The sequence below is a fragment of the Cryptosporangium minutisporangium genome, from assembly GCF_039536245.1.
GTDB classification, from domain to species: domain Bacteria; phylum Actinomycetota; class Actinomycetes; order Mycobacteriales; family Cryptosporangiaceae; genus Cryptosporangium; species Cryptosporangium minutisporangium.
The window spans coordinates 567,302-584,986 of record NZ_BAAAYN010000017.1 but is presented as its reverse complement, the minus strand read 5'-3'; the positions used below and the strand labels follow the sequence as shown (position 1 = coordinate 584,986).

The following is a 17,685-nucleotide window of genomic DNA, read 5'->3' as shown; positions in this document are numbered from 1 at the left end:
GGGCACGGGCTGCGGTGGTGCGCCGAGCGGCGTAGATCTAGGAAACGCGAGCCGATCGGGGCCGGTGACCGGCGCCGTGGGAACCACCCTCGAGCGGGTCGGGCAGTGTGAACCAGGCGACCGTGCCCCCGGTCGGACTGGCCTCCAGACCGATCTGGCCGCCGTGCGCGGTGATGATCCGACGGGCGGTGGCGAGCCCGATGCCGGCGCCCTCGGCGCTGGAATCGTGCGGGTCGTGCACCCGGGCGAGCGGGCTGAATGCCTCCTCGCGGCGGTCGCGCGGAACGCCGATGCCGTTGTCCACGACCTCGATGCGCCAGGCGTGGTCCTGTCGGCAGCTGTGCAGCGCGATCAGCGGCGATCGCTCCGGGTGCCGGTACTTCGCTGCGTTGGAGATCAGGTTCTGCAGCACGGCCCGCAACTGGGCCGGGTCCACCCGGACGGTCGGCAGCGGGCCGACGTCCATCCGGGCGCCGACCGCGGACAGCGCCGGAGCGAGATCGTGCCGGACCTCTTCGACGAGGTTGCGCAGCGCGACCGGCTCGCGGCGGAGCTGGCCACCGAGCTTGGAGAAGCCGAGCAGGTCGGTGATCAGCTCGCTCATCCGGTGGGTCGACGTCAGCGCCCTGGCCACGTACTCGGACGACGGGGTGTCGTGGGGAACCTCGTACTGCAGCTCCTCGAGGAACCCGTTGATCGCGGTCAGTGGGTTGCGCAGGTCGTGGCTGACCTGGCCGGCGAACGCGTGCAACGCTTCGTTCGAGCGGGCCAGCTCCGCCCGGACTTCGGCCAGTTCCGCCACGGCGTCCACCAGCTTGGATGTTCGGCGACGCAGTTCGAGGGCGTCGTCCACCTGGCGGGCGAGCAGGCCGAGACCGCGGATCCGACGGTGGTCGAGGCTGCGGGTCTCCTCGTCGAAGACGCACAGCGTGCCGAGCACCAAGCCCTGCGGATTACGCAGGTGGGTCGCCGCGTAGAAGCGGAACGCCGCGCGCTCCCCGGTGACGAACGGGTTGTCGGCGAACCGGGGATCGCTGCGGGTGTCCTCGACGACGACCTGACCGGGCTCGTCGAGGACCACGTTGCACATCGAGTCGGCGCGATCGCAGACACCCGGGTCGCGTCCGTAGCCGGCGACCGAGTGCTGGGTGGTCTCGCCCATCAGGTTGATCACGGCGGTCGGCGCCACGGCGATCTCGGCGGCCAGTTCGGCGAGCGCGCTCAGGTCCGGAGCCGGAGGATGACCGATGACGTCGTACGGTGCGATCAGCGCATCCCGGTCGATCCGGCCCAACCCCATCTACCGCCCTCCGGGAAGCACAAAAATACCGCTAACCGCCATTATAGGCGGCTAGCGGTATAAGTGGCGATTTGTCAGTGCTGAGTGACGGTCGCTCCGTTGACGCGGTGCAGCTTCGCGAGCCGGTTCTCCAGGTTGAGGATGACGGCCGGTCGAGCAGCGTGCGCGCGCTCGTACGCCAGGAGCGTGAGCACGTCCTGGTCGCTGAGCGAGCGGGTGCGCTGACGGATCGCGGCGATCGTCAACCCGTCCCAGTTCTTCACCGGCAGGTCGTCGGCCGCGGTGAGGGACTTCGCGGCGTCCGGGCTCACCTCCGAGAGGAGAGCGGCGGCTTCCGCGTGGGCGGCGGCCGGAGTCGGCGCACCGGCCGCGGACGGCACGGTGGCGACGTGCGGCGGCCTGGTCGCCTTCGGTGGCTGGATCGGCGGCGTCGGGGTCACTGGCTCGCGCGTAGGGCGGCCGCCCGGCAGCAGCGACCAGAGCGTTTCGGCGGCGGACGGGCTGACCTTGGCCAGCGTGTGGACCACCGGCCGACCGGCCGAGCGGGCCAACCTGAACGCCGGCACAGCCGTTCGCCCGACTACCCAGCCCGCGAAGCGGAAGGACTGGGTGAGCAACTTCTCCGCCGGGTCCGCCACGCGGCGGACGACGTCGGTCAGCACGGGATCTCCTCCGAAATGTCGGCGGGAACGCGATTTGGCAGTACCCGCGTTAGGTGACGACAAACCCCATAGTGACTGGGTCGTGGTGCGGTCGCGTGGCAGGGTTGCCGGAGCGATCGATGAGGAGGAAGCCATGCCGCTAGACCGTCCGCAGGCGCCCGACCCCTACGCGCTGCTGCCCGCGGTTCCGTCGTTCACGGTGGCCAGCACCGACGTGAGCGCGGACGCCCAACTGGACCTGGCGCAGGTGGCCAAGGACGCCGGTGGGCAGGACGTTTCACCGCAGCTGTCGTGGTCGGGTTTCCCGGCCGAGACGAAGAGTTTCACGGTGACCTGCTTCGACCCGGACGCGCCGACGCCGTCCGGGTTCTGGCACTGGCTCGCCGTGAACCTGCCCGCCTCGGTCACCGAACTGCCGACCGGCGCGGGTGCCGACGACAACAGCCTGCCGGGTGGGGCGTTCCACGTCCGGAACGACTACGGGACCCGGAACTACGGCGGCGCTGCTCCGCCGCCCGGTGACCAGGTTCACCGCTACTACTTCGTGGTGCACGCGGTGGGTGTCGAGGCGCTCGACGTCACGCCGGACGCGACCCCCGCCGTGGTCTCGTTCAACCTGGCGTTCCACACCCTGGCGCGTGCCCTGCTGGTACCGACCTACCAGCACTGACGTGGCTTCCAGGGGGCCGGGCACTCGGTGCCCGGCCCCCTGGCATATCTGCTTCCCTCTGGGCATAGGATTGTCCAGAGAGGACTGTTGCGGCACGACGGCCCTCTGACATCGCCGGTCACGGTGCACTCCTGGGTGCAGCCGGAGCCTCGGGCACATCGTCGATCGGCTGTTTGGGTGTGACTGCTGTGCAATATTGAGGTTGGTGCAGCGTCCACACTGTTTCCCGACGTCTTCCCCCGACGAGGAGCGATGGTCCCTGAACAGCGCCGCCAGCAGATCGTGACCGCCCTGGGCACGCGGGGCATGGTGCGGGCGGACGACCTGGCAACCCAACTCGGCGTCTCGCTCGAGACCATTCGGCGCGACCTGAACGAGTTGGAACGACGTGGTGAGCTCACCCGGGTGTACGGGGGAGCCACCAGGGCGCCGAAGCGGTCCGAGCACTGGGACCGGCGGGTCGGCTCCCGGGTGTCGGCCAAACGTGCAATCGCCCGATATGCGGTCCGTCTGCTCCGGCCACAACAGACGGTCGTCTTCGACATGGGCACCACCGTCCTCGAGGCGGCCAAGGCGTTACCCGCCGACTGGGCGGGCTCGATCCTGACCACCTCGGGGCACGTCGCCCAGCACCTCGCTGGTCACCCGGGCGCCCGGGTGCAGCTGGTGCCGGGCGACGTCCGCGAGGGCGACTTGTCGGTCTCCGGCCCGGAGGCCGAGCGGGTGTTCGCCGGGGGATTCTCGGACGTCGCGCTGATCTGTGCGGGGGGTGTCCACCCGCAGGCCGGTCTGACCGGCTGTCACGAGGGGGAGGCCGCGGTCCGGCGTCACATGATCGCGCGCAGCTTCGAGCGGTACGTACTGGCCGACTCGTCCAAGCTCGGCCGGGTCTCGCAGTACCGGGTCACGGACCTCAGCTCGATCACCGCGGTGATCACCGACTCCGACGCGACGAAGGACGTGCTGGACGCGCTGGTCGCCCGCGGTCTGCGGGTGCACGTGGCACCTCCGGTCCCGGTCGACCAACCGGCCTGAGGTTCGCTAACACTGGTCGGTTTGCCCCATTTGGGTATGCTCGTGATTGTCTGAGCAAACCTGGGGGTGACGTCGACGGACCTGCACCGCTCCGCGTTCACCGCGACCTGGGCCGGCGTGCGACGGCCGGTCGGGGCGGCCTCTGCCGGATTGGCGCTCGGTCTTGCCTGGACGTCGGGCGCCGTCGCCACTCCGGTGCCCGCGCCCGACGTTCTCGCGGTGATGCACGTCGTCCAGCTCCGGGGTGAGCCGATCGCCGCGTACCCGGGCGGTCGGTCCACCGGGGCAACGGAACTCGTCGGCACGCGTCCGCGGCGCGGACAGCGGCTCGCGCTGGACTCCGACGCCGTCCGGCGATACCGCGACCACCTGGATCGACAGCGCCGGGCGGTGCTGGCCGAGCTGCCGGGCGTCCGGCCGGTCTACGCCTACCGCTGGGCACTCAACGGGTTCGCGGCCGCGCTCACACCGGACCAGGTGGCGGCCGCGCGCCGGCTCCCCGGCGTCCGGTCGGTCACCCGGGACTCCGTCCACACGCTGGACGCCGTCGAGCCGGTCGGCACCACCGAGTTCCTGGGTCTGCCCGGGCCGAGCGGTGCCTGGAAGTCGCTGGGCGGCCCCGACCGAGCGGGTGCCGGCACGGTGATCGGGTTCGTGGACTCCGGCATCTTGGCGGACCACCCCAGTTTCACCGGGAAGCGTCCACCGGCGCCTCGATTCCGGGGGACGTGCGACGCCGGCCGCATCGTCGGGTCCTTTCGCTGCCGAGGCGCGCTCGCCGGTGCCCGCTGGTACCTGAACGGGCTCGGCGGCAAGACGCCGGACGCGTCCGAGGCGCGTTCGCCCGCCGATTCCGACGGACACGGCACGCACACGGCGGCGGTGGCCGCAGGCGCCGACGACGTTCCGACGCCGCTGGGCCCCGTCTCCGGGGTCGCACCCGCGGCCCGGATCGCCGCTTACAAGGCCTGCTGGCGCCTCGACGGCGAAGCGACGTGTGCCGAGTCCGACACGGTCGCCGCGGTGGACCAGGCGGTCGCCGACGGCGTCGACGTGCTGAGCGTGGCGGTCGACGGTGCGTCCGGTGGCTCGCCGGCCGACGACCCGCTCGCCGCTTCCCTGTACCGGGCGGCCCAAGCAGGGGTGTTCGTCGCCGCTTCGGCAGGCAACGGCGGACCGGCCGCCGACACGGCGCACGGCAAGCCGTGGCTCACCACGGTCGGGGCCGGTACCTGGGATCGGCGTCCGGTGGCCGGGGTGCGACTCGGGGACGGTACCCGGCTGACCGGAGCCGGCCTGGGCTCCGGCGTCCCGGACCGCGGCCTGGTCGACGCCGCCGACGCCGCCGCACCCGGCGTTCGAGACACGTCCGCAGAGCGGTGCCGGCGGCAGTCCCTCGACCCGGCGAAGGTCCGCGGACGGATCGTGCTCTGCGTCCGGGGTGGGAACGGCCGGGTGGAGAAGAGCGCCGAGGTCGCGCGGGCCGGGGGCGTCGGCATGGTGCTCGCCAACTCGAACGTCGACGAGCTCACCGCCGATACGCACCCGGTCCCGACCGTGCACGTCGACAAGCGCGCCTACGAACGGCTGCGGGACTACCTCCGGTCGGAGCGCCCCACTGCCGCGCTGGAGCCCGCGCGGATGCGCCGCGTCGGTGCCGCCCGTCCAGAAGTGGCGGAGTACTCCGCGCGCGGTCCGGACGGTGATTCGCTCGCCCCCGATCTGATGGCGCCGGGCACCGACGTCGTCGCGGCGGTACCGCCGGCCCGCTCCGGTTCGCCGTTCGGGCTCCGGTCGGGCACGTCGGTGGCCACACCGCAGGTCGCAGGCGCGGCGGCGCTGCTGCGCAGCCGCTATCCGCGGTGGTCACCCGCTGCGGTGAAGTCCGCGCTGCTGACGTCCGCGACGACCCGGGACGCGGCCGGAGCGCCGATCAGTACCCAGGGCGGCGAGATCGCCGGGCCGGCCGAGTACGGCGCGGGTGCGCTCTCGGTCCAGGGGGCACTGGAGCCGGGGCTGATCTTCGACTCGGCGGCAGCCGCCACCGCGCCGTACAGCGCGCAGAACACTCCGGCGGTCGTGATCGGCGCGCTGGCCGGCGTCCGGACCGTGCGGCGGACCGTGACGAACGTCGGGCAGACCACGGCGGTGTACACCGCGCGCGTGGACGAGCCGGTCGGCGTGGACGTCGCGGTCCGGCCCAGCCGACTGACGCTCCGGCCGGGCGAGACCGCGGCGTTCACGCTGACCGCGCATCGGGTCTCGGCACCGTACGACCAGCTCGCGGCCGGATCCGTGATCTGGTCGGACGGCGCGCACCAGGTGCGGATGCCGATCGCGGTCACACCGGTCGTCGTCGCGGCACCGTCGGCGGTTCCGCTCGGTGAGACGGTGACCGTGGTCCCGGGCTTCACCGGTCGGCTCAGCGCGCGGATCGCCGGACCGGTGCCCGGTGTGGGCCACACCGCGCGCCTGCGCGTGACCGGGAAGCCGTCGCGGTTCGACGCGTCCGATCCCGAGGCGTCCGACCGTGTCGCCCACTTCCGGGTGACCGTGCCGAAGGGCGCTGCGCTGGCCCGCTTCGCCACCTCCTCCGAGGACCACCCGCTCGGCACGGACGTCGACCTCTCGGTGTACCGGCGCGGCGAGCGAGTGGGCCGCAGCAGTGGACCGGCCGCGGACGAGCACGTCGATTTGTCGACACCAGAAGCCGGTACGTACGACGTGTACGTCCGGTTGATCGCGGCCCCCGGCTCCGGACCACTGCCGGTGCGGATGGACTCCTACCTGGTGCCGGACGGTGCACCCGCCGCGGAGCGCTCGGTGAACGCAGGCACCCCGCTGCGGCTGAGCGGTCCGGCGACCACTGCGCCCGGGCGGTGGCTCGCGCGGATCCGCTGGTCCGACGGTGGCACCGGGGAGGCGACGACGCTTGTCAGCGGTCGCAACGACGGCGTCAGCGGCGCGCTCGCAGGCGACTGATCGCCGCACACAGCTCACCGCGGGCCGCGAGTTCGGCTCCGACCGGCTCGAGCACGGCTTCGGCGGCCACCTGCTCGACCCGGCTCCGGATCCGACGCCGGGCGAGCGCTGCCCGCCTCCTGGCGCCGAGGGCTCCCAGGCGTGCACTGAGAAAGCCCAGGACCAACCCGACGACGACACCGCCGAGCAGCATCAGGGTGGGCACCGGGAACTCCCAGCCACCCGCGTCGACGTCCGGCATCGGCGGTTCCGGCAGCCGGAACCAGTCCAGGACGAACAGGCCGAGCAGCCACAGCGCCCCGGCGAGCGCGACCAGCGCCAGCACGTTCTGGACGACTCGGATCAGGGCCCACCAGCGGGGACGGCGTCCCAGGCCGAGGTCGGCTCCGGCGACCGCGCGGTCGAGGAGGTCGGGGAGTTGGTCTCGGCGTCCGGTGGCGGCGCGGGTCAGCACCGTCGGCCAGGGGTCGGGGAGGCCGGCGGCGGAGCGGTCGACGAGGTTGCGGAGTGCGGTGTCCACTCGGGCTTGCTGCACGGCTGAGGGGCCCGGGAGTGCGGTGCGGACGAGCTCGCTCGGGTCGTCGGTGCCGGATAGTCGGGCACCCGGCAGCCCGAGACGCGTCGCGGCGCTCGGACGCATCCGGGCGAGCCACCGTGTCACCGGCCATCCGGTGGCGGCACGGGTCCGGCTGCGGTGGGTACGGGCGACGGCGACCGCGACGGCGTCTGCCCCGGAGGCCTCGGTCAGCGCGCCGACCACCGCGGTCCGGTCGGCACGATCGACGTCGGTCGCCCCGGACGGACCGCACACCGGCGCGAGCTCCTCGGCGAGCGCACCCAGGTCGGCGCTCAACCGGCGGACCGACGCCTCGTGGGCGGCCACCGCGTCGACCAGCCGCGCACGCAGCGCCGGTAGCCCTTCCCCGGTTCGTGCGGAGACCGGCAGCACCGGGACGCTGCCCAGCCCTTCGCGCTTCAGCAGCCCGCGGAGGTCCGCCAGCACACCGTCCCGGGCACCGGCCGGCACCCGGTCGAACTGGTTGAACGCCACGACCGTGACGTCGGCGTGCGTCTGCAGCGGGCGGAGGTAGTGGTCGTGCAGGGCGGCGTCGGCGTACTTCTGCGGGTCGACCACCCAGACGACGAGGTCGACGAGCTCCACCAGCCGGTCCACCTCGAGCCGGTGGTCGACCTTCACCGAGTCGACGTCCGGCAGGTCGAGCAGCACCAGGCCGGAGAGTTCATCCGCACCTTCTTCGCCCAGGTGGTGCCGACGCTGTACACCCAGCCAATCGAGCATCGGCGCCGCGCCGTCCGGGCTCCAGACCGCCGCCTGCGCCGTGGACGTCACCGGGCGGCGCATGCCCGTCGTCGCGATTTCGGTGCCGACGAGCGCGTTGAACAGCGAGGACTTCCCGCTACCCGTGGTGCCCGCGAGCGCCACGACGGTGTGTTCGGCACCGAGGCGGAGCCGCTGCGCCGCCTTGCCGGACAGCCGCTCGGCGATCCGCAGCGCTTCCGGGTCGAGCCGGTCGGGGCCCAGCGCGACGATCTGGTCGAGCGCTGCGAGACGGCGTCCGAGCGCCGGTTCCGGAGCCGATCGGGTGAGCAGCGTCATCGGACCAGTCCTGGCTGTCGCAGGTACGAGCCCAGCGCGCCCTCGAACTCGGCGAGCGTCTCGCGCAGCGCTGCCGCCTGGTCGGCGGTGGGCGCGGCGTCGTCGACCAGCGCGTCGAACCGTTGCAATTCGTCTTCGAGCAGTGTCTCGACGGTGCTCAGCAGGTCGTCCCGGGCGCGGGCCGCGAGCGTCCGGACCGCCGCGTCGCCGAAGATCGCCTCGAGTACTTTCTGGCTGACCGCGGACGTCCCACCTGCGACGACGACCTCGAGGCCGGAGAGGCCCGCGGTCTGGGCGAACACCGCGAGCATCAGCACCAGCCCGGCACCGTTGACGCCGAACGACGTCAGCCGCGCGATGCTCCGGCGGTGGCCACCCTCGTCCCGGACGAGATCGAGCACCCGCTGCTGCCAGGCGCGGATCTCCGCCTCCAACCGCTGGCCGAACTCGGCCGACGAGCGGCGGAGGTCGTCCCGGATCAGCGTTCGGCCGGCCGGGTGGGACCGCCAGAGCTCGGTGGTCTGCTCGGCCGCCCGGTCGGACGCGGCCCGCACCAGCGCGTGCAGGTTGCCCTCGACCGCCTGCCCGACGGCCTCGGCAGCCGGCGGCCGTCCGGTGAAGAACGAGGTGACCCGATCGCGTAGCTGCCCCATCCGGGCTTCGAGATTCCGGGTGAACTGGCCGGTGCCGACGAACTCCTGCCACCGGGCCAGCACCTCGCCGCGCAACACGGTGCCGCTTCGCACGCCCTCGTCGACGTCGTCGACCGCGGAGCTGTACCGCTCGACGGCCTGTCCACGCAGCGTGTCGGCGCTCCCGAGTTGCTCGTCCAGGTGCTCGGCCAGGACGGTGACCCGGTCGTGAAGACTGGTCAGCGCGCCGGTCAGCGTCGTGCGGATGACGGTGTCGCGTGCCTCGGCGTCCGCGGCCAGCCCGTCCAGCCAGGCGCGAAGCGGGGCGATCTGCGGATCCGGAATGCGTTCGGCGTCCAGCTCCACCTCGGGGATCGCGAACACCTCGGCCTCGCCGAGCTTCTCGGCGGCGAGCATCGAGCGGAGGTGGTCGCCGATCTCCCCGACGCCCTCGGGCGGCACGCGGTTGAGCACCACGGCCAGTGCGGTGGTGCGTCGGGCTGCGGTGTGCAGAAGATCCCAGGGCACGGCGTCGGCGTAGCGGGCCGCGGTGGTGACGAAGATCCAGAGGTCCGCGGCGGCCAGCAACTGACCCGCGAGGTCCCGGTTCTCGGCGACCACCGAGTCGATGTCCGGCGGGTCCAGCAGCGCCAGGCCCGGCGGGATGCTGTGGTGCGGCACCAGCCGCAGCGTCCGGATGCCCTGCTCGCCGCCGTGGCTGTCGCGGGACGTCTCCGGCGTCGCCTGCCCGGTCGTTCTGGACAGCCCGGGCAGGATGCGGTCGGTCTCGAACCATCCGACGTCGTCGGGGTGGCAGACGAGCACCGGAGCGCGGGTCGTCGGCCGCAGCCAGCCGGCCTTCGTCACCTCGGCGCCGACCAACGTGTTCACCAGCGTCGACTTGCCTGCTCCTGTGGAGCCACCGACCGCGACCAGCATCGGTGCGTCCAGTTGGCGCAGCCGGGGAAGCAGGTAATCGTCCACCTGCCCGACGAGTTCGGACTGCGACCGGCGCGCGCTCTCCGCGTCCGCCACCGCCAGACCGAGGTGCACGCGCGCGACGGTGCCGCGCAACGCCTCCAGCGCACCGGCGAGCCGTGGACCATCCATGACCGAGGTAGTGACCGCAATGGGGTCGTCTCAACCACTCGCGGTTAGGATCGTCGTCGCGGGTGGTCAGCCACCCGCCGGGGAGCTCGGGACAGCCGGGCTGAGAGGGCGACAAGCGTTCATCGCCGACCCGTGGAACCTGCTCTGGGTAATGCCAGCGGAGGGAGAACCGGCGCTCGCCGGACACTTCACGCCCCACGGCTCATCCCGGTGCTCGACTCCGGAGGGAACCGGATGCGCACCCCACGTTTACTGGCGGTCGGAGTTTTGCTAGCGGCACTCGGTGCCTGCTCGTCGTCGGAGGACGGCAAATCCGACTCGAAGACCGTCACGCTCGTCACGCACGAGTCGTTCGCGGTCAGCGAGAACGTCCTGAAGGACTTCCAGAAGCAGAGCGGCCTCACGGTCAAGGTCCTACGCAGCGGCGACGCCGGTGCGCTGGTCAACAAGGCGGTGCTGAGCAAGGGCAACCCGCAGGGTGACGTCCTGTTCGGCGTCGACAGCACGTTCCTGTCCCGGGCCGTGGACGCAGGCGTGTTCACCTCCTACACGGCGAAGGGCGGCGACGCGCTGCCCTCGGCCCTCACCCAGGGCACGGACGGTAAGGCCACCCCGGTCGACTTCGGCGACGTCTGCGTCAACTACGACAAGGCCTGGTTCGCCGGCAAGAAGGTGGCGCCTCCGACGAGCTACGCCGACCTGCTGAAGCCCGAGTACAAGAACCTGCTCGTGGTCGAGAACCCGGCGACGTCCTCGCCCGGCCTGGCGTTCCTGCTCGGCAGCGTCGCCACCTACGGGGAGGACGGCTGGAAGGACTACTGGGCGAAGCTGAAGGCGAACGGCGCCCTCGTCGTCGACGGCTGGGAGGAGGCGTACCAGCAGCGCTTCACGGTCGGCTCGCAGGGCAAGGGCGACCGGCCGCTGGTCGTCTCGTACGCGTCCAGCCCGCCGGCCGAGGTGGTCTACGCGGAGAAGAAGCCGGCCGACGCCCCGTCCGGGGTCGTCACCGACACCTGCTTCCGGCAGGTCGAGTACGCCGGCCTGCTCGACGGTGCGGAGAACCCGGGGGGCGGGAAGAAGCTGCTGGACTTCCTGCTCTCGCCCACGTTCCAGAAGGACGTCCCGTTGCAGATGTTCGTGTGGCCCGCGGTCACCGACACGCCGTTGCCGCCGGAGTTCACGAAGTACGCGGCGCTCCCGGCGAAGCCGCTGACGCTGCCTGCCGACCAGATCACGAAGAACCGTGAGGCGTGGATCGACGAGTGGACGAACGCGGTCCTGCGCTGACCGTGCCGAGTGCCGGGCGTCTTCGGCGCCCGGCATCGGTCCGGTGGGGCCGAGGCGTGCTGGCGTTCGTTCCGCTGAGCTTCCTCGCGCTCTTCTTCGCGTACCCGGTCGCGTCCCTGCTCGGGATCGGCTTCGGGGAGGGCTCACCCGGGAAGCTCCTCGCGAGCCCCGGTGTCCGGCACGTGCTCTGGTTCACGGTGTGGCAGGCGGTGGCCTCGACGGTTCTCACCGTGCTGATCGCGCTGCCCGGCGCCGCGATGCTGGCCCGGTACCGGCTCCCCGGCCGGGCACTGCTCAAGGCGCTGGTCATCGTGCCCTTCGTGCTGCCGACCGTGGTGGTCGGGGCGGCGTTCCTGGCGTTGATCGGCCCGGACGGCCTGCTCGGCGTCGAGCTGGACCGGACGGTCTGGGCGATCCTCGCCGCGCACGTGTTCTTCAACTACGCGGTCGTGGTGCGGCTCGTCGGTGGCGTCTGGGCGCAGCTCGACCGGCGTCAGGAGGAGGCCGCCCGGGTCCTCGGTGCCTCACGACTCGCTGCGTTCCGGCGGGTGACGCTCCCGGCGCTCCGGCCCGCGATCGCCGCCGCCGCGTCGGTGGTGTTCCTGTTCACGTTCACCTCGTTCGGCATCGTGCAGATCCTCGGCGGCCCGGAGTACGCCACGCTCGAGGTCGAGATCTACCGCCGGACCGTCTACCAACTCGACCTCTCCGGCGCGGCGGTGCTCTCGCTGGTGCAGTTCGCCGCTGTCGCCGTGCTGCTCGCCGTCGACGGTCTGTTGACGGGACGGCGGCGGGCGGCGCGGCTGGCGGAACCGACGCCCCGGCCCCCGCGCGGCTGGGGCGAGTGGACGTTCGTCGGCATCAACCTCGTCGTACTGGTCGGGCTCCTGTTGATCCCGCTGGCCGTGCTGGTCGAGCGGTCGTTCGCGACCGCGGACGGTTACGGCCTCACGTACTGGCGGGCGCTGGGCCACGCCGACGCGTCCAGCGCGCTGCCGGTTCCGGCCTGGGAGACCGTGCTGACGTCGCTCCGGTACGCGGTCGCGGCGACCGTCATCGCGGTGGTGGTCGGCGTCTGCGCCGCGGTCGTGCTCGCCCGGCCGGGGCGGTTGACCGGACCGTTCGGGCTGCTGCTGATGCTGCCGCTGGGCACCTCGGCGGTGACCGTCGGTTTTGGGTTCCTGATCGCGCTCGACGAACCCCCGCTCGACCTGCGGGACTCGGCTCTCCTGGTGCCCTGCGCGCAAGCCCTGGTGGCGGTGCCGTTCGTCGTCCGTGCGGTGCTGCCGGTGCTGCGGGCGATCGACGACCGGCTGCGCGAGGCCGCCGCGGTGCTCGGAGCGCCCCCGCTGCAAGTCTGGTGGCGCGTCGACGCGCCGCTGATCTGGCGTCCGCTGGCCGCGGCCGCCGGGTTCGCGTTCGCGATCTCGCTCGGCGAGTTCGGCGCGACCGTGTTCATCGCTCGCGGCGATAGCCCCACGATCCCGGTGGCGATCTCACAGCTGCTCGGGCGGCCCGGCGCGATCAACAGCGGCCAGGCGATGGCGCTGGCCACGATCTTGATGGTCGTCTGTGCGGCGACGCTGATCACGCTCGACCGGCTGCGGCCGAGCAACGCCGGAGGAGAGCTGTGAGCCTGTCGGTCGCCGGCGTCTCGGTCCGCTTCGGGTCGAAGAACGCATTGCTCGACGTCGACCTCGACGTTGCCGATTCCGAGGTCGTCGCCGTCCTCGGCCCGAGCGGAAGCGGCAAGAGCACGCTGCTACGTGTGGTTGCCGGGCTGCAGGAACCGTCTGCCGGACGGGTGGTGCTGGACGGCGCCGACGTCACGCGGGTACCACCGCACCGCCGTGGCGTCGGGCTGATGTTCCAGGATCACGCGCTGTTCCCGCACCACGATGTGGCCGGCAACATCCGCTTCGGTAATTCCCGGGTCGACGTCGCATCGCTGCTGGAACTCGTCGGTCTTCCGGACGCGGGGTCACGCCGGATCGACACGCTCTCCGGCGGCGAGCAGCAGCGGGTGGCACTGGCCAGGGCGCTGGCGCCGTCGCCGCGGCTCCTGATGCTCGACGAGCCGCTGGGGCAACTCGACCGGGCGCTGCGGGAGCGGTTGGTGGTGGAGCTCCGGCGCCTGTTCGTCCGTCTCGGTACCACCGTCCTGGCGGTCACCCACGACCAGCGAGAGGCATTCGCGCTGGCCGACCGGGTGGTGGTCATGGCCGCCGGGCGGATCGCCCAGATCGGTACGCCGCGCGAGGTCTGGGAGCAGCCCGCGTCCGAGTTCGTCGCTCGATTCCTCGGCTTCGCGAACGTGGCCGTCGCGGACGGCCAGGCGGCTACCCCCTGGGGGCCGGTACCGGCTGGGTTCGCCGGGCACTCACTTCTGATCCGGCCCGCCGGGGTGCTGCTGTCACCGGCGGCAGGCGACGTCATGGCGACGGTGGACGTGGCGACGTTCGCGGGCGATCGTGTCGAGGTACTGCTGACGATCCCGGGCGCGCCGCCGCTGGAGGCGCACTGCCCGCCGGCCACTGCACCGGCGCCGGGGGACACGGTCTCGGTGCGGTTCGACCCGCCGCAGATCGTCGTTCTTCCCCGCGAGTCGCCCGAGTAAGACGTTCCGGGGACAGAAAGCACTGACGGGTGCGCGTCAGTTCCGGCGACATCCCCCGGCAACGTTTGTACGGTCGCGAGCCATGGGACCTTTCGCTGAACAGAACGTGAACGACACCGACGACCTGCCATCCGATCACGCCACTGGGCCCAGCACGGCCGACCTGCTGGAGACCGGAACACCGGCGGAGGCAACGATCGTGGCGAGCGGCCCGCTCGGCATGCGCAGCCCTTACGGCGTAAGCCTGTACGAGTTCGTGTTGACCGTGACCCGGCCGGACGCCGAAGACTACGAGGTCCGGATCGGCAACCCGGTACCGCCAGCCGCGGTGCCGCTCGCGTTCCCGGGCGCGCATCTCGCGGTCCGGGTGCTACCCACCGACGCCAACGCCGTCGCGATCGACTGGGAAGCAACGCTCGCCGCGGTGCAGCGTCCCGCGTGATCGGCACTCTGTAGCCCGAGAGGTTCCCCTCGCCACAACGGCAAATGGACGTTATCGCTGCCTGCGATAACGTCCATTTGCCGTCATCCGCGGACCGTCATCCGCGGACCGTCATCCGCGGACCGTCATCCGCGGACCGTCATCCGCGGACCGTCATCCGCGGACCGTCATCCGCGGACCGTCATCCGCGGACCGTCATCCGCGGACCGTCATCCGCGGACCGTCATCCGCGGACCGTCATCCGCGGACCGTCATCCGCGGACCGTCATCCGCGGACCGTCATCCGCGGACCGTCATCCGCGGACCGTCATCCGCGGACCGTCATCCGCGGACCGTCATCCGCGGACCGTCATCCGCGGACCGTCATCCGCGGACCGTCATCCGCGGACCGTCATCCGCGGACCGTCATCCGCGGACCGTCATCCGCGGACCGTCATCCGCGGACCGTCATCCGCGGACCGTCATCCGCGGACCGTCATCCGCGGACCGTCATCCGCGGACCGTCATCCGCGGACCGTCATCCGCGGACCGTCATCCGCGGACCGTCATCCGCGGACCGTCATCCGCGGACCGTCATCCGCGGACGAAACCTGGCGCTCGATGGAGGGCTAGACGCGCGGGCGTGCGCTCGGGGGCGTGCTTGTGCACGAACGCTCGGCGGGCGGCGTCGAACCCCTGCCGGTCGTCGAACATGTCCTGGGCCATCTCGCCCAGCTCACGGGCCTCGTAGGCGTCGAGTGGCCGGACGCTGAGGTCCCGGTCGAGGACCTCCGCCTTCCGCCGCAGCGTCCGCTCCCGCAGGCCGCGGTCGAGGTAGCGCAGTGCCACCTCGTGCAGCCAGTTGCCGAACGGGCCGGGGTCGCGTGGTCCGATCTCGTCCACCAACCCCAGTCGCTGCGCGGTGGTCACGTTGACCGGCAGCGCGTCGGTGAGGAGCCGCCTCGCCACGTCCGGGCCTACGCGCCGGGGGAGCGTGTAGGTGTGCAGCTCGGAGCCGGTGAGACCCATCTCGTAGAACGGGTTGAGCACCACCCCGTCGCGGGCGACGACCAGGTCGGCGCCGAACGGGAGCATCACACCGCCGGCGCCGGCGCTGCCGCTGAACGCGGCGATCGTCACCTGGTTGCGGCAGGTGATCAGCTCGCGGCAGACGTCGTTGATCGCGGTGATGTTCGCCCACGCCTCGGCGGCCGGGTTGCTCGCGGCTTCGATGCGATTGAGATCGATGCCGTTGCAGAACGGCCCGGAGCCACCGCGCAGCACGATCGCCAGCGTGTCCTGCCGGATGGCGTGCCGCAGCGCGTGCAGGGCCTGGTTGCAGCCGTCGGTGGCGAGCGCGCCGTTGTAACAGTCCAGGACGACGTACCCGATCTCACCCCGGCGCACGTAGTGGACCCGGCCCGGACCGCACTGTTCGACGGTCGGCGCGGCGGCGGTGGGCGAGGTCAGCCCGTCGGGGAGGTGGTCGGCGAGTACCAGCGCCGCCGGTAGCTTGACTCCATTTTTGGCGCGCGGTGTTTCGTCCGGAATTTTCTTGAGGTGGCCGAGCCACACGCTGCCCGTACCGGCAGCGACGAGCACCGCTCCGTCGCGGCACGCGACGACGGTGCCCGGAGGATCCGCCTGACGCGGACCGACGTACGCGTCGAAGGCCCAGACGCGCACCCCGGCGATCTCGGTCCGGACGCCCGGCGTGCCGTCGGCGGCGCGGATCTTGCGGACGATCGCCTCGGCCGGTTCGGACCAGGAGAAGGCCCGATCGGCCTGGCGCATCTGGGGTCGGACCTGGATCTTCGCCAGCTCTTCGGGCGGCGTGGGTCGGAAGTCCGGATCGTCCAGCTTGGCGAGCACTTCCTCGACGCAGCTCATCGCGGCGTCGGCGATCGGTCCGTTGTACAGGCTCGACTTCGTCGGCGGGTCGGCCGGGAGGGGGAAGGTGCGGGTCGCCCAGACCGGGCCGGCGTCCATCTCTTCGACGGCCTGGAGCGCGGTCACGCCCCACTCGGTCTTCCCCTCGCTGATCGCCCAGTCGAGGCTCGACGGGCCACGGTCACCCACCGGACCCGGGTGGATGATCAGCGTGGTCCACTTCTGCCAGACCTCGGTCGGAACCCGCTCTTTCAGGAACGGGCACAGGATCAGTTGGGGGTCGGCGCGCCGAGCCGCGTCCGCGATCGATTCCTCGTCGCGGGCGAACTCGACCGCCACGGTATGACCTTGCTCGCGGAGCGCGCACCACACCCGCTGGGTCAGCCCGTTGAACGACGACACCAGCAGCAGAACCCGTAACGAGCGCGGCGGTGGTTTCTGAGGTTCCGGGGGGCGGCTGTTGCTTCTTCTACGGAAAGTAAGCAGAAGACTACGCATGCGGGTTAGTGTGCCCTGTTGTCCGGTGCTGTGGGGGGCGCTGCCATGACCTGCGACAACGCCCCCGAAGCATCCGTTAACGGAGGTTTTTCACGGTGCTAGCGCTTCGTCCACGAAGCACCATTTCCAGCTCTCGCCCGGCTCCGCGGACTGCACCACGGGGTGCTTCACGTCGTGGAAGTGCGCGGTCGCGTGCTTGCCGCGAGACGAGTCACAACAGCCCACGTGCCCGCACTCCAGGCAGGTGCGGAGATGCACCCAACGCCAACCGATTTCCAGGCATTCCTCGCAGCCGGTGGATCGTGGCTGGGTGTCGTTCGACTCGGCGATATGTGTGCAGATTGCCAACTTGCCTCCTTGATCGCCTCCCATTGTTCCTGGTGAAAGTTGATCGGCTGGCACGATAAAGGCGGCGGCCGGCAGGCCGGAGAACAAGGAGGCCGGGTGCATTTCGAGACCGCGGATCTGGTGGCGGTGTTCGGGTTGATCATCGGGGCGGCGTTCGTCGCCGGACTCGCCCGAAAACTGCGCATTTCGCCGCCTATTCTGCTCGTCCTCGTCGGGCTGGGTGTGTCGTATCTGCCGGGGGTCCCGGACTACACGCTGAATCCGGAGATCGTCCTCGCGCTGTTCCTGCCGCCGCTGCTCTACTCGGCGGCCTGGCGGAGCTCGTCGCGCGGATTCCGGCTCAACAAGCGGCCGATCCTGCTGATGTCGATCGGCTACACGCTGTTCAGCACCGTGCTGGTGGCCGTGGCCGCCTGGGCGCTGATTCCCGGGATGCCGCTGGCCGCGGCTTTCGCGCTCGGGGCCATCGTCGCGCCACCCGACGCGGTGGCGGCCACCGCGGTCGGGCGCGAGCTCGGCATGCCGCGGCGGTATCTGCAGGTGCTGCAGGGTGAGAGCCTCGTGAACGACGCGACCGCGCTGACCGCCTACCGGGCCGCGGTCGCGGCGGGCGCC

Annotated in this window: 13 protein-coding genes, 1 pseudogene and 1 riboswitch; of the genes and pseudogenes, 8 read left to right on the top strand and 6 right to left on the bottom strand. The window is 71.6% G+C overall.

Annotated features, from left to right (window positions below):
• Nucleotides 1-37 precede the first annotated feature (37 nt).
• Together ABEB28_RS14470 and ABEB28_RS14465 are read right to left on the bottom strand one after the other, a co-directional pair.
• A complete protein-coding gene (locus ABEB28_RS14470) occupies nt 38-1,300 on the bottom strand; it encodes a sensor histidine kinase (protein WP_345728564.1) in 1,263 nt (420 codons plus the stop codon).
• Nucleotides 1,301-1,374: 74 nt separating this feature from the next.
• The gene (locus ABEB28_RS14465) at nt 1,375-1,962 is read right to left on the bottom strand and encodes a hypothetical protein (protein WP_345728563.1); all 588 of its coding nucleotides are present in this window, start codon (nt 1,960-1,962) and stop codon (nt 1,375-1,377) included.
• A 133-nt stretch (nt 1,963-2,095) separates the two neighbouring features.
• Here ABEB28_RS14465 and ABEB28_RS14460 point away from each other — a divergent pair, with 133 nt between their 5' ends.
• From ABEB28_RS14460 to ABEB28_RS14450, 3 genes are all read left to right on the top strand, one after another.
• Nucleotides 2,096-2,632: a YbhB/YbcL family Raf kinase inhibitor-like protein gene (locus ABEB28_RS14460; protein ID WP_345728562.1), complete on the top strand. Its 537-nt coding sequence runs from the start codon at nt 2,096-2,098 to the stop codon at nt 2,630-2,632.
• Between the two features lie 252 nt (nt 2,633-2,884).
• On the top strand, nt 2,885-3,667 hold the full coding sequence (locus ABEB28_RS14455; protein WP_345728561.1) for a DeoR/GlpR family DNA-binding transcription regulator: 783 nt from the start codon (nt 2,885-2,887) through the stop codon (nt 3,665-3,667).
• Nucleotides 3,668-3,733: 66 nt separating this feature from the next.
• Nucleotides 3,734-6,649 (top strand): S8 family serine peptidase, encoded by a 2,916-nt coding sequence (locus ABEB28_RS14450; RefSeq protein ID WP_345728560.1) that lies wholly within the window; start codon nt 3,734-3,736, stop codon nt 6,647-6,649.
• Here the strand turns inward: ABEB28_RS14450 and ABEB28_RS14445 are convergent.
• Together ABEB28_RS14445 and ABEB28_RS14440 are read right to left on the bottom strand one after the other, a co-directional pair.
• Nucleotides 6,624-8,267 carry a GTPase gene (locus ABEB28_RS14445; protein ID WP_345728559.1) on the bottom strand — a complete coding sequence of 548 codons (1,644 nt, stop codon included), beginning with the start codon at nt 8,265-8,267 and terminating at the stop codon, nt 6,624-6,626. The genes ABEB28_RS14450 and ABEB28_RS14445 overlap by 26 nt on opposite strands.
• A complete protein-coding gene (locus ABEB28_RS14440; RefSeq protein ID WP_345728558.1) occupies nt 8,264-10,009 on the bottom strand; it encodes a dynamin family protein in 1,746 nt (581 codons plus the stop codon). The genes ABEB28_RS14445 and ABEB28_RS14440 overlap by 4 nt, the downstream gene beginning before the upstream one ends.
• Nucleotides 10,010-10,086: 77 nt before the next feature.
• A riboswitch (TPP riboswitch) is annotated at nt 10,087-10,176 on the top strand.
• Nucleotides 10,177-10,243: 67 nt separating this feature from the next.
• Between ABEB28_RS14440 and ABEB28_RS14435 the strand changes: the two genes are divergently transcribed.
• The 4 genes from ABEB28_RS14435 (at nt 10,244) to ABEB28_RS14420 (ending at nt 14,355) form a co-directional block, all read left to right on the top strand.
• Nucleotides 10,244-11,296 (top strand): thiamine ABC transporter substrate-binding protein, encoded by a 1,053-nt coding sequence (locus ABEB28_RS14435; RefSeq protein ID WP_345728557.1) that lies wholly within the window; start codon nt 10,244-10,246, stop codon nt 11,294-11,296.
• A complete protein-coding gene (locus ABEB28_RS14430) occupies nt 11,272-12,930 on the top strand; it encodes an ABC transporter permease (protein WP_376980896.1) in 1,659 nt (552 codons plus the stop codon). The genes ABEB28_RS14435 and ABEB28_RS14430 overlap by 25 nt, the downstream gene beginning before the upstream one ends.
• Nucleotides 12,927-13,913 (top strand): ABC transporter ATP-binding protein, encoded by a 987-nt coding sequence (locus ABEB28_RS14425; protein WP_345728556.1) that lies wholly within the window; start codon nt 12,927-12,929, stop codon nt 13,911-13,913. The genes ABEB28_RS14430 and ABEB28_RS14425 overlap by 4 nt, the downstream gene beginning before the upstream one ends.
• Before the next feature lie 82 nt (nt 13,914-13,995).
• Entirely contained in the window at nt 13,996-14,355 is a 360-nt protein-coding gene (locus tag ABEB28_RS14420; RefSeq protein ID WP_345728555.1) for a hypothetical protein, read from the top strand.
• A gap of 573 nt (nt 14,356-14,928) precedes the next feature.
• Here ABEB28_RS14420 and ABEB28_RS14415 read toward each other — a convergent pair.
• Together ABEB28_RS14415 and ABEB28_RS14410 are read right to left on the bottom strand one after the other, a co-directional pair.
• Nucleotides 14,929-16,563, bottom strand: coding sequence for an enoyl-CoA hydratase-related protein (locus tag ABEB28_RS14415; protein ID WP_345728554.1), 1,635 nt, complete (start codon nt 16,561-16,563; stop codon nt 14,929-14,931).
• 249 nt (nt 16,564-16,812) lie between these two features.
• The gene (locus ABEB28_RS14410; protein ID WP_345728652.1) at nt 16,813-17,094 is read right to left on the bottom strand and encodes a UBP-type zinc finger domain-containing protein; all 282 of its coding nucleotides are present in this window, start codon (nt 17,092-17,094) and stop codon (nt 16,813-16,815) included.
• 96 nt (nt 17,095-17,190) lie between these two features.
• Between ABEB28_RS14410 and ABEB28_RS14405 the strand changes: the two are divergent.
• A pseudogene (locus ABEB28_RS14405) lies at nt 17,191-17,685 on the top strand (cation:proton antiporter domain-containing protein); the annotation flags it as partial.

What these genes read in the sequence shown, in the direction of transcription:
- ABEB28_RS14445 (WP_345728559.1), bottom strand. Translation starts at nt 8,267, where the DNA reads ATGACGCTGCTCACCCGATCGGCTCCGGAACCGGCGCTCGGACGCCGT.
- ABEB28_RS14440 (WP_345728558.1), bottom strand. Translation starts at nt 10,009, where the DNA reads ATGGATGGTCCACGGCTCGCCGGTGCGCTGGAGGCGTTGCGCGGCACC.
- ABEB28_RS14420 (WP_345728555.1), top strand. Translation starts at nt 13,996, where the DNA reads ATGGGACCTTTCGCTGAACAGAACGTGAACGACACCGACGACCTGCCA.
- ABEB28_RS14435 (WP_345728557.1), top strand. Translation starts at nt 10,244, where the DNA reads ATGCGCACCCCACGTTTACTGGCGGTCGGAGTTTTGCTAGCGGCACTC.
- ABEB28_RS14410 (WP_345728652.1), bottom strand. Translation starts at nt 17,094, where the DNA reads ATGGGAGGCGATCAAGGAGGCAAGTTGGCAATCTGCACACATATCGCC.
- ABEB28_RS14460 (WP_345728562.1), top strand. Translation starts at nt 2,096, where the DNA reads ATGCCGCTAGACCGTCCGCAGGCGCCCGACCCCTACGCGCTGCTGCCC.
- ABEB28_RS14470 (WP_345728564.1), bottom strand. Translation starts at nt 1,300, where the DNA reads ATGGGGTTGGGCCGGATCGACCGGGATGCGCTGATCGCACCGTACGAC.
- ABEB28_RS14455 (WP_345728561.1), top strand. Translation starts at nt 2,885, where the DNA reads ATGGTCCCTGAACAGCGCCGCCAGCAGATCGTGACCGCCCTGGGCACG.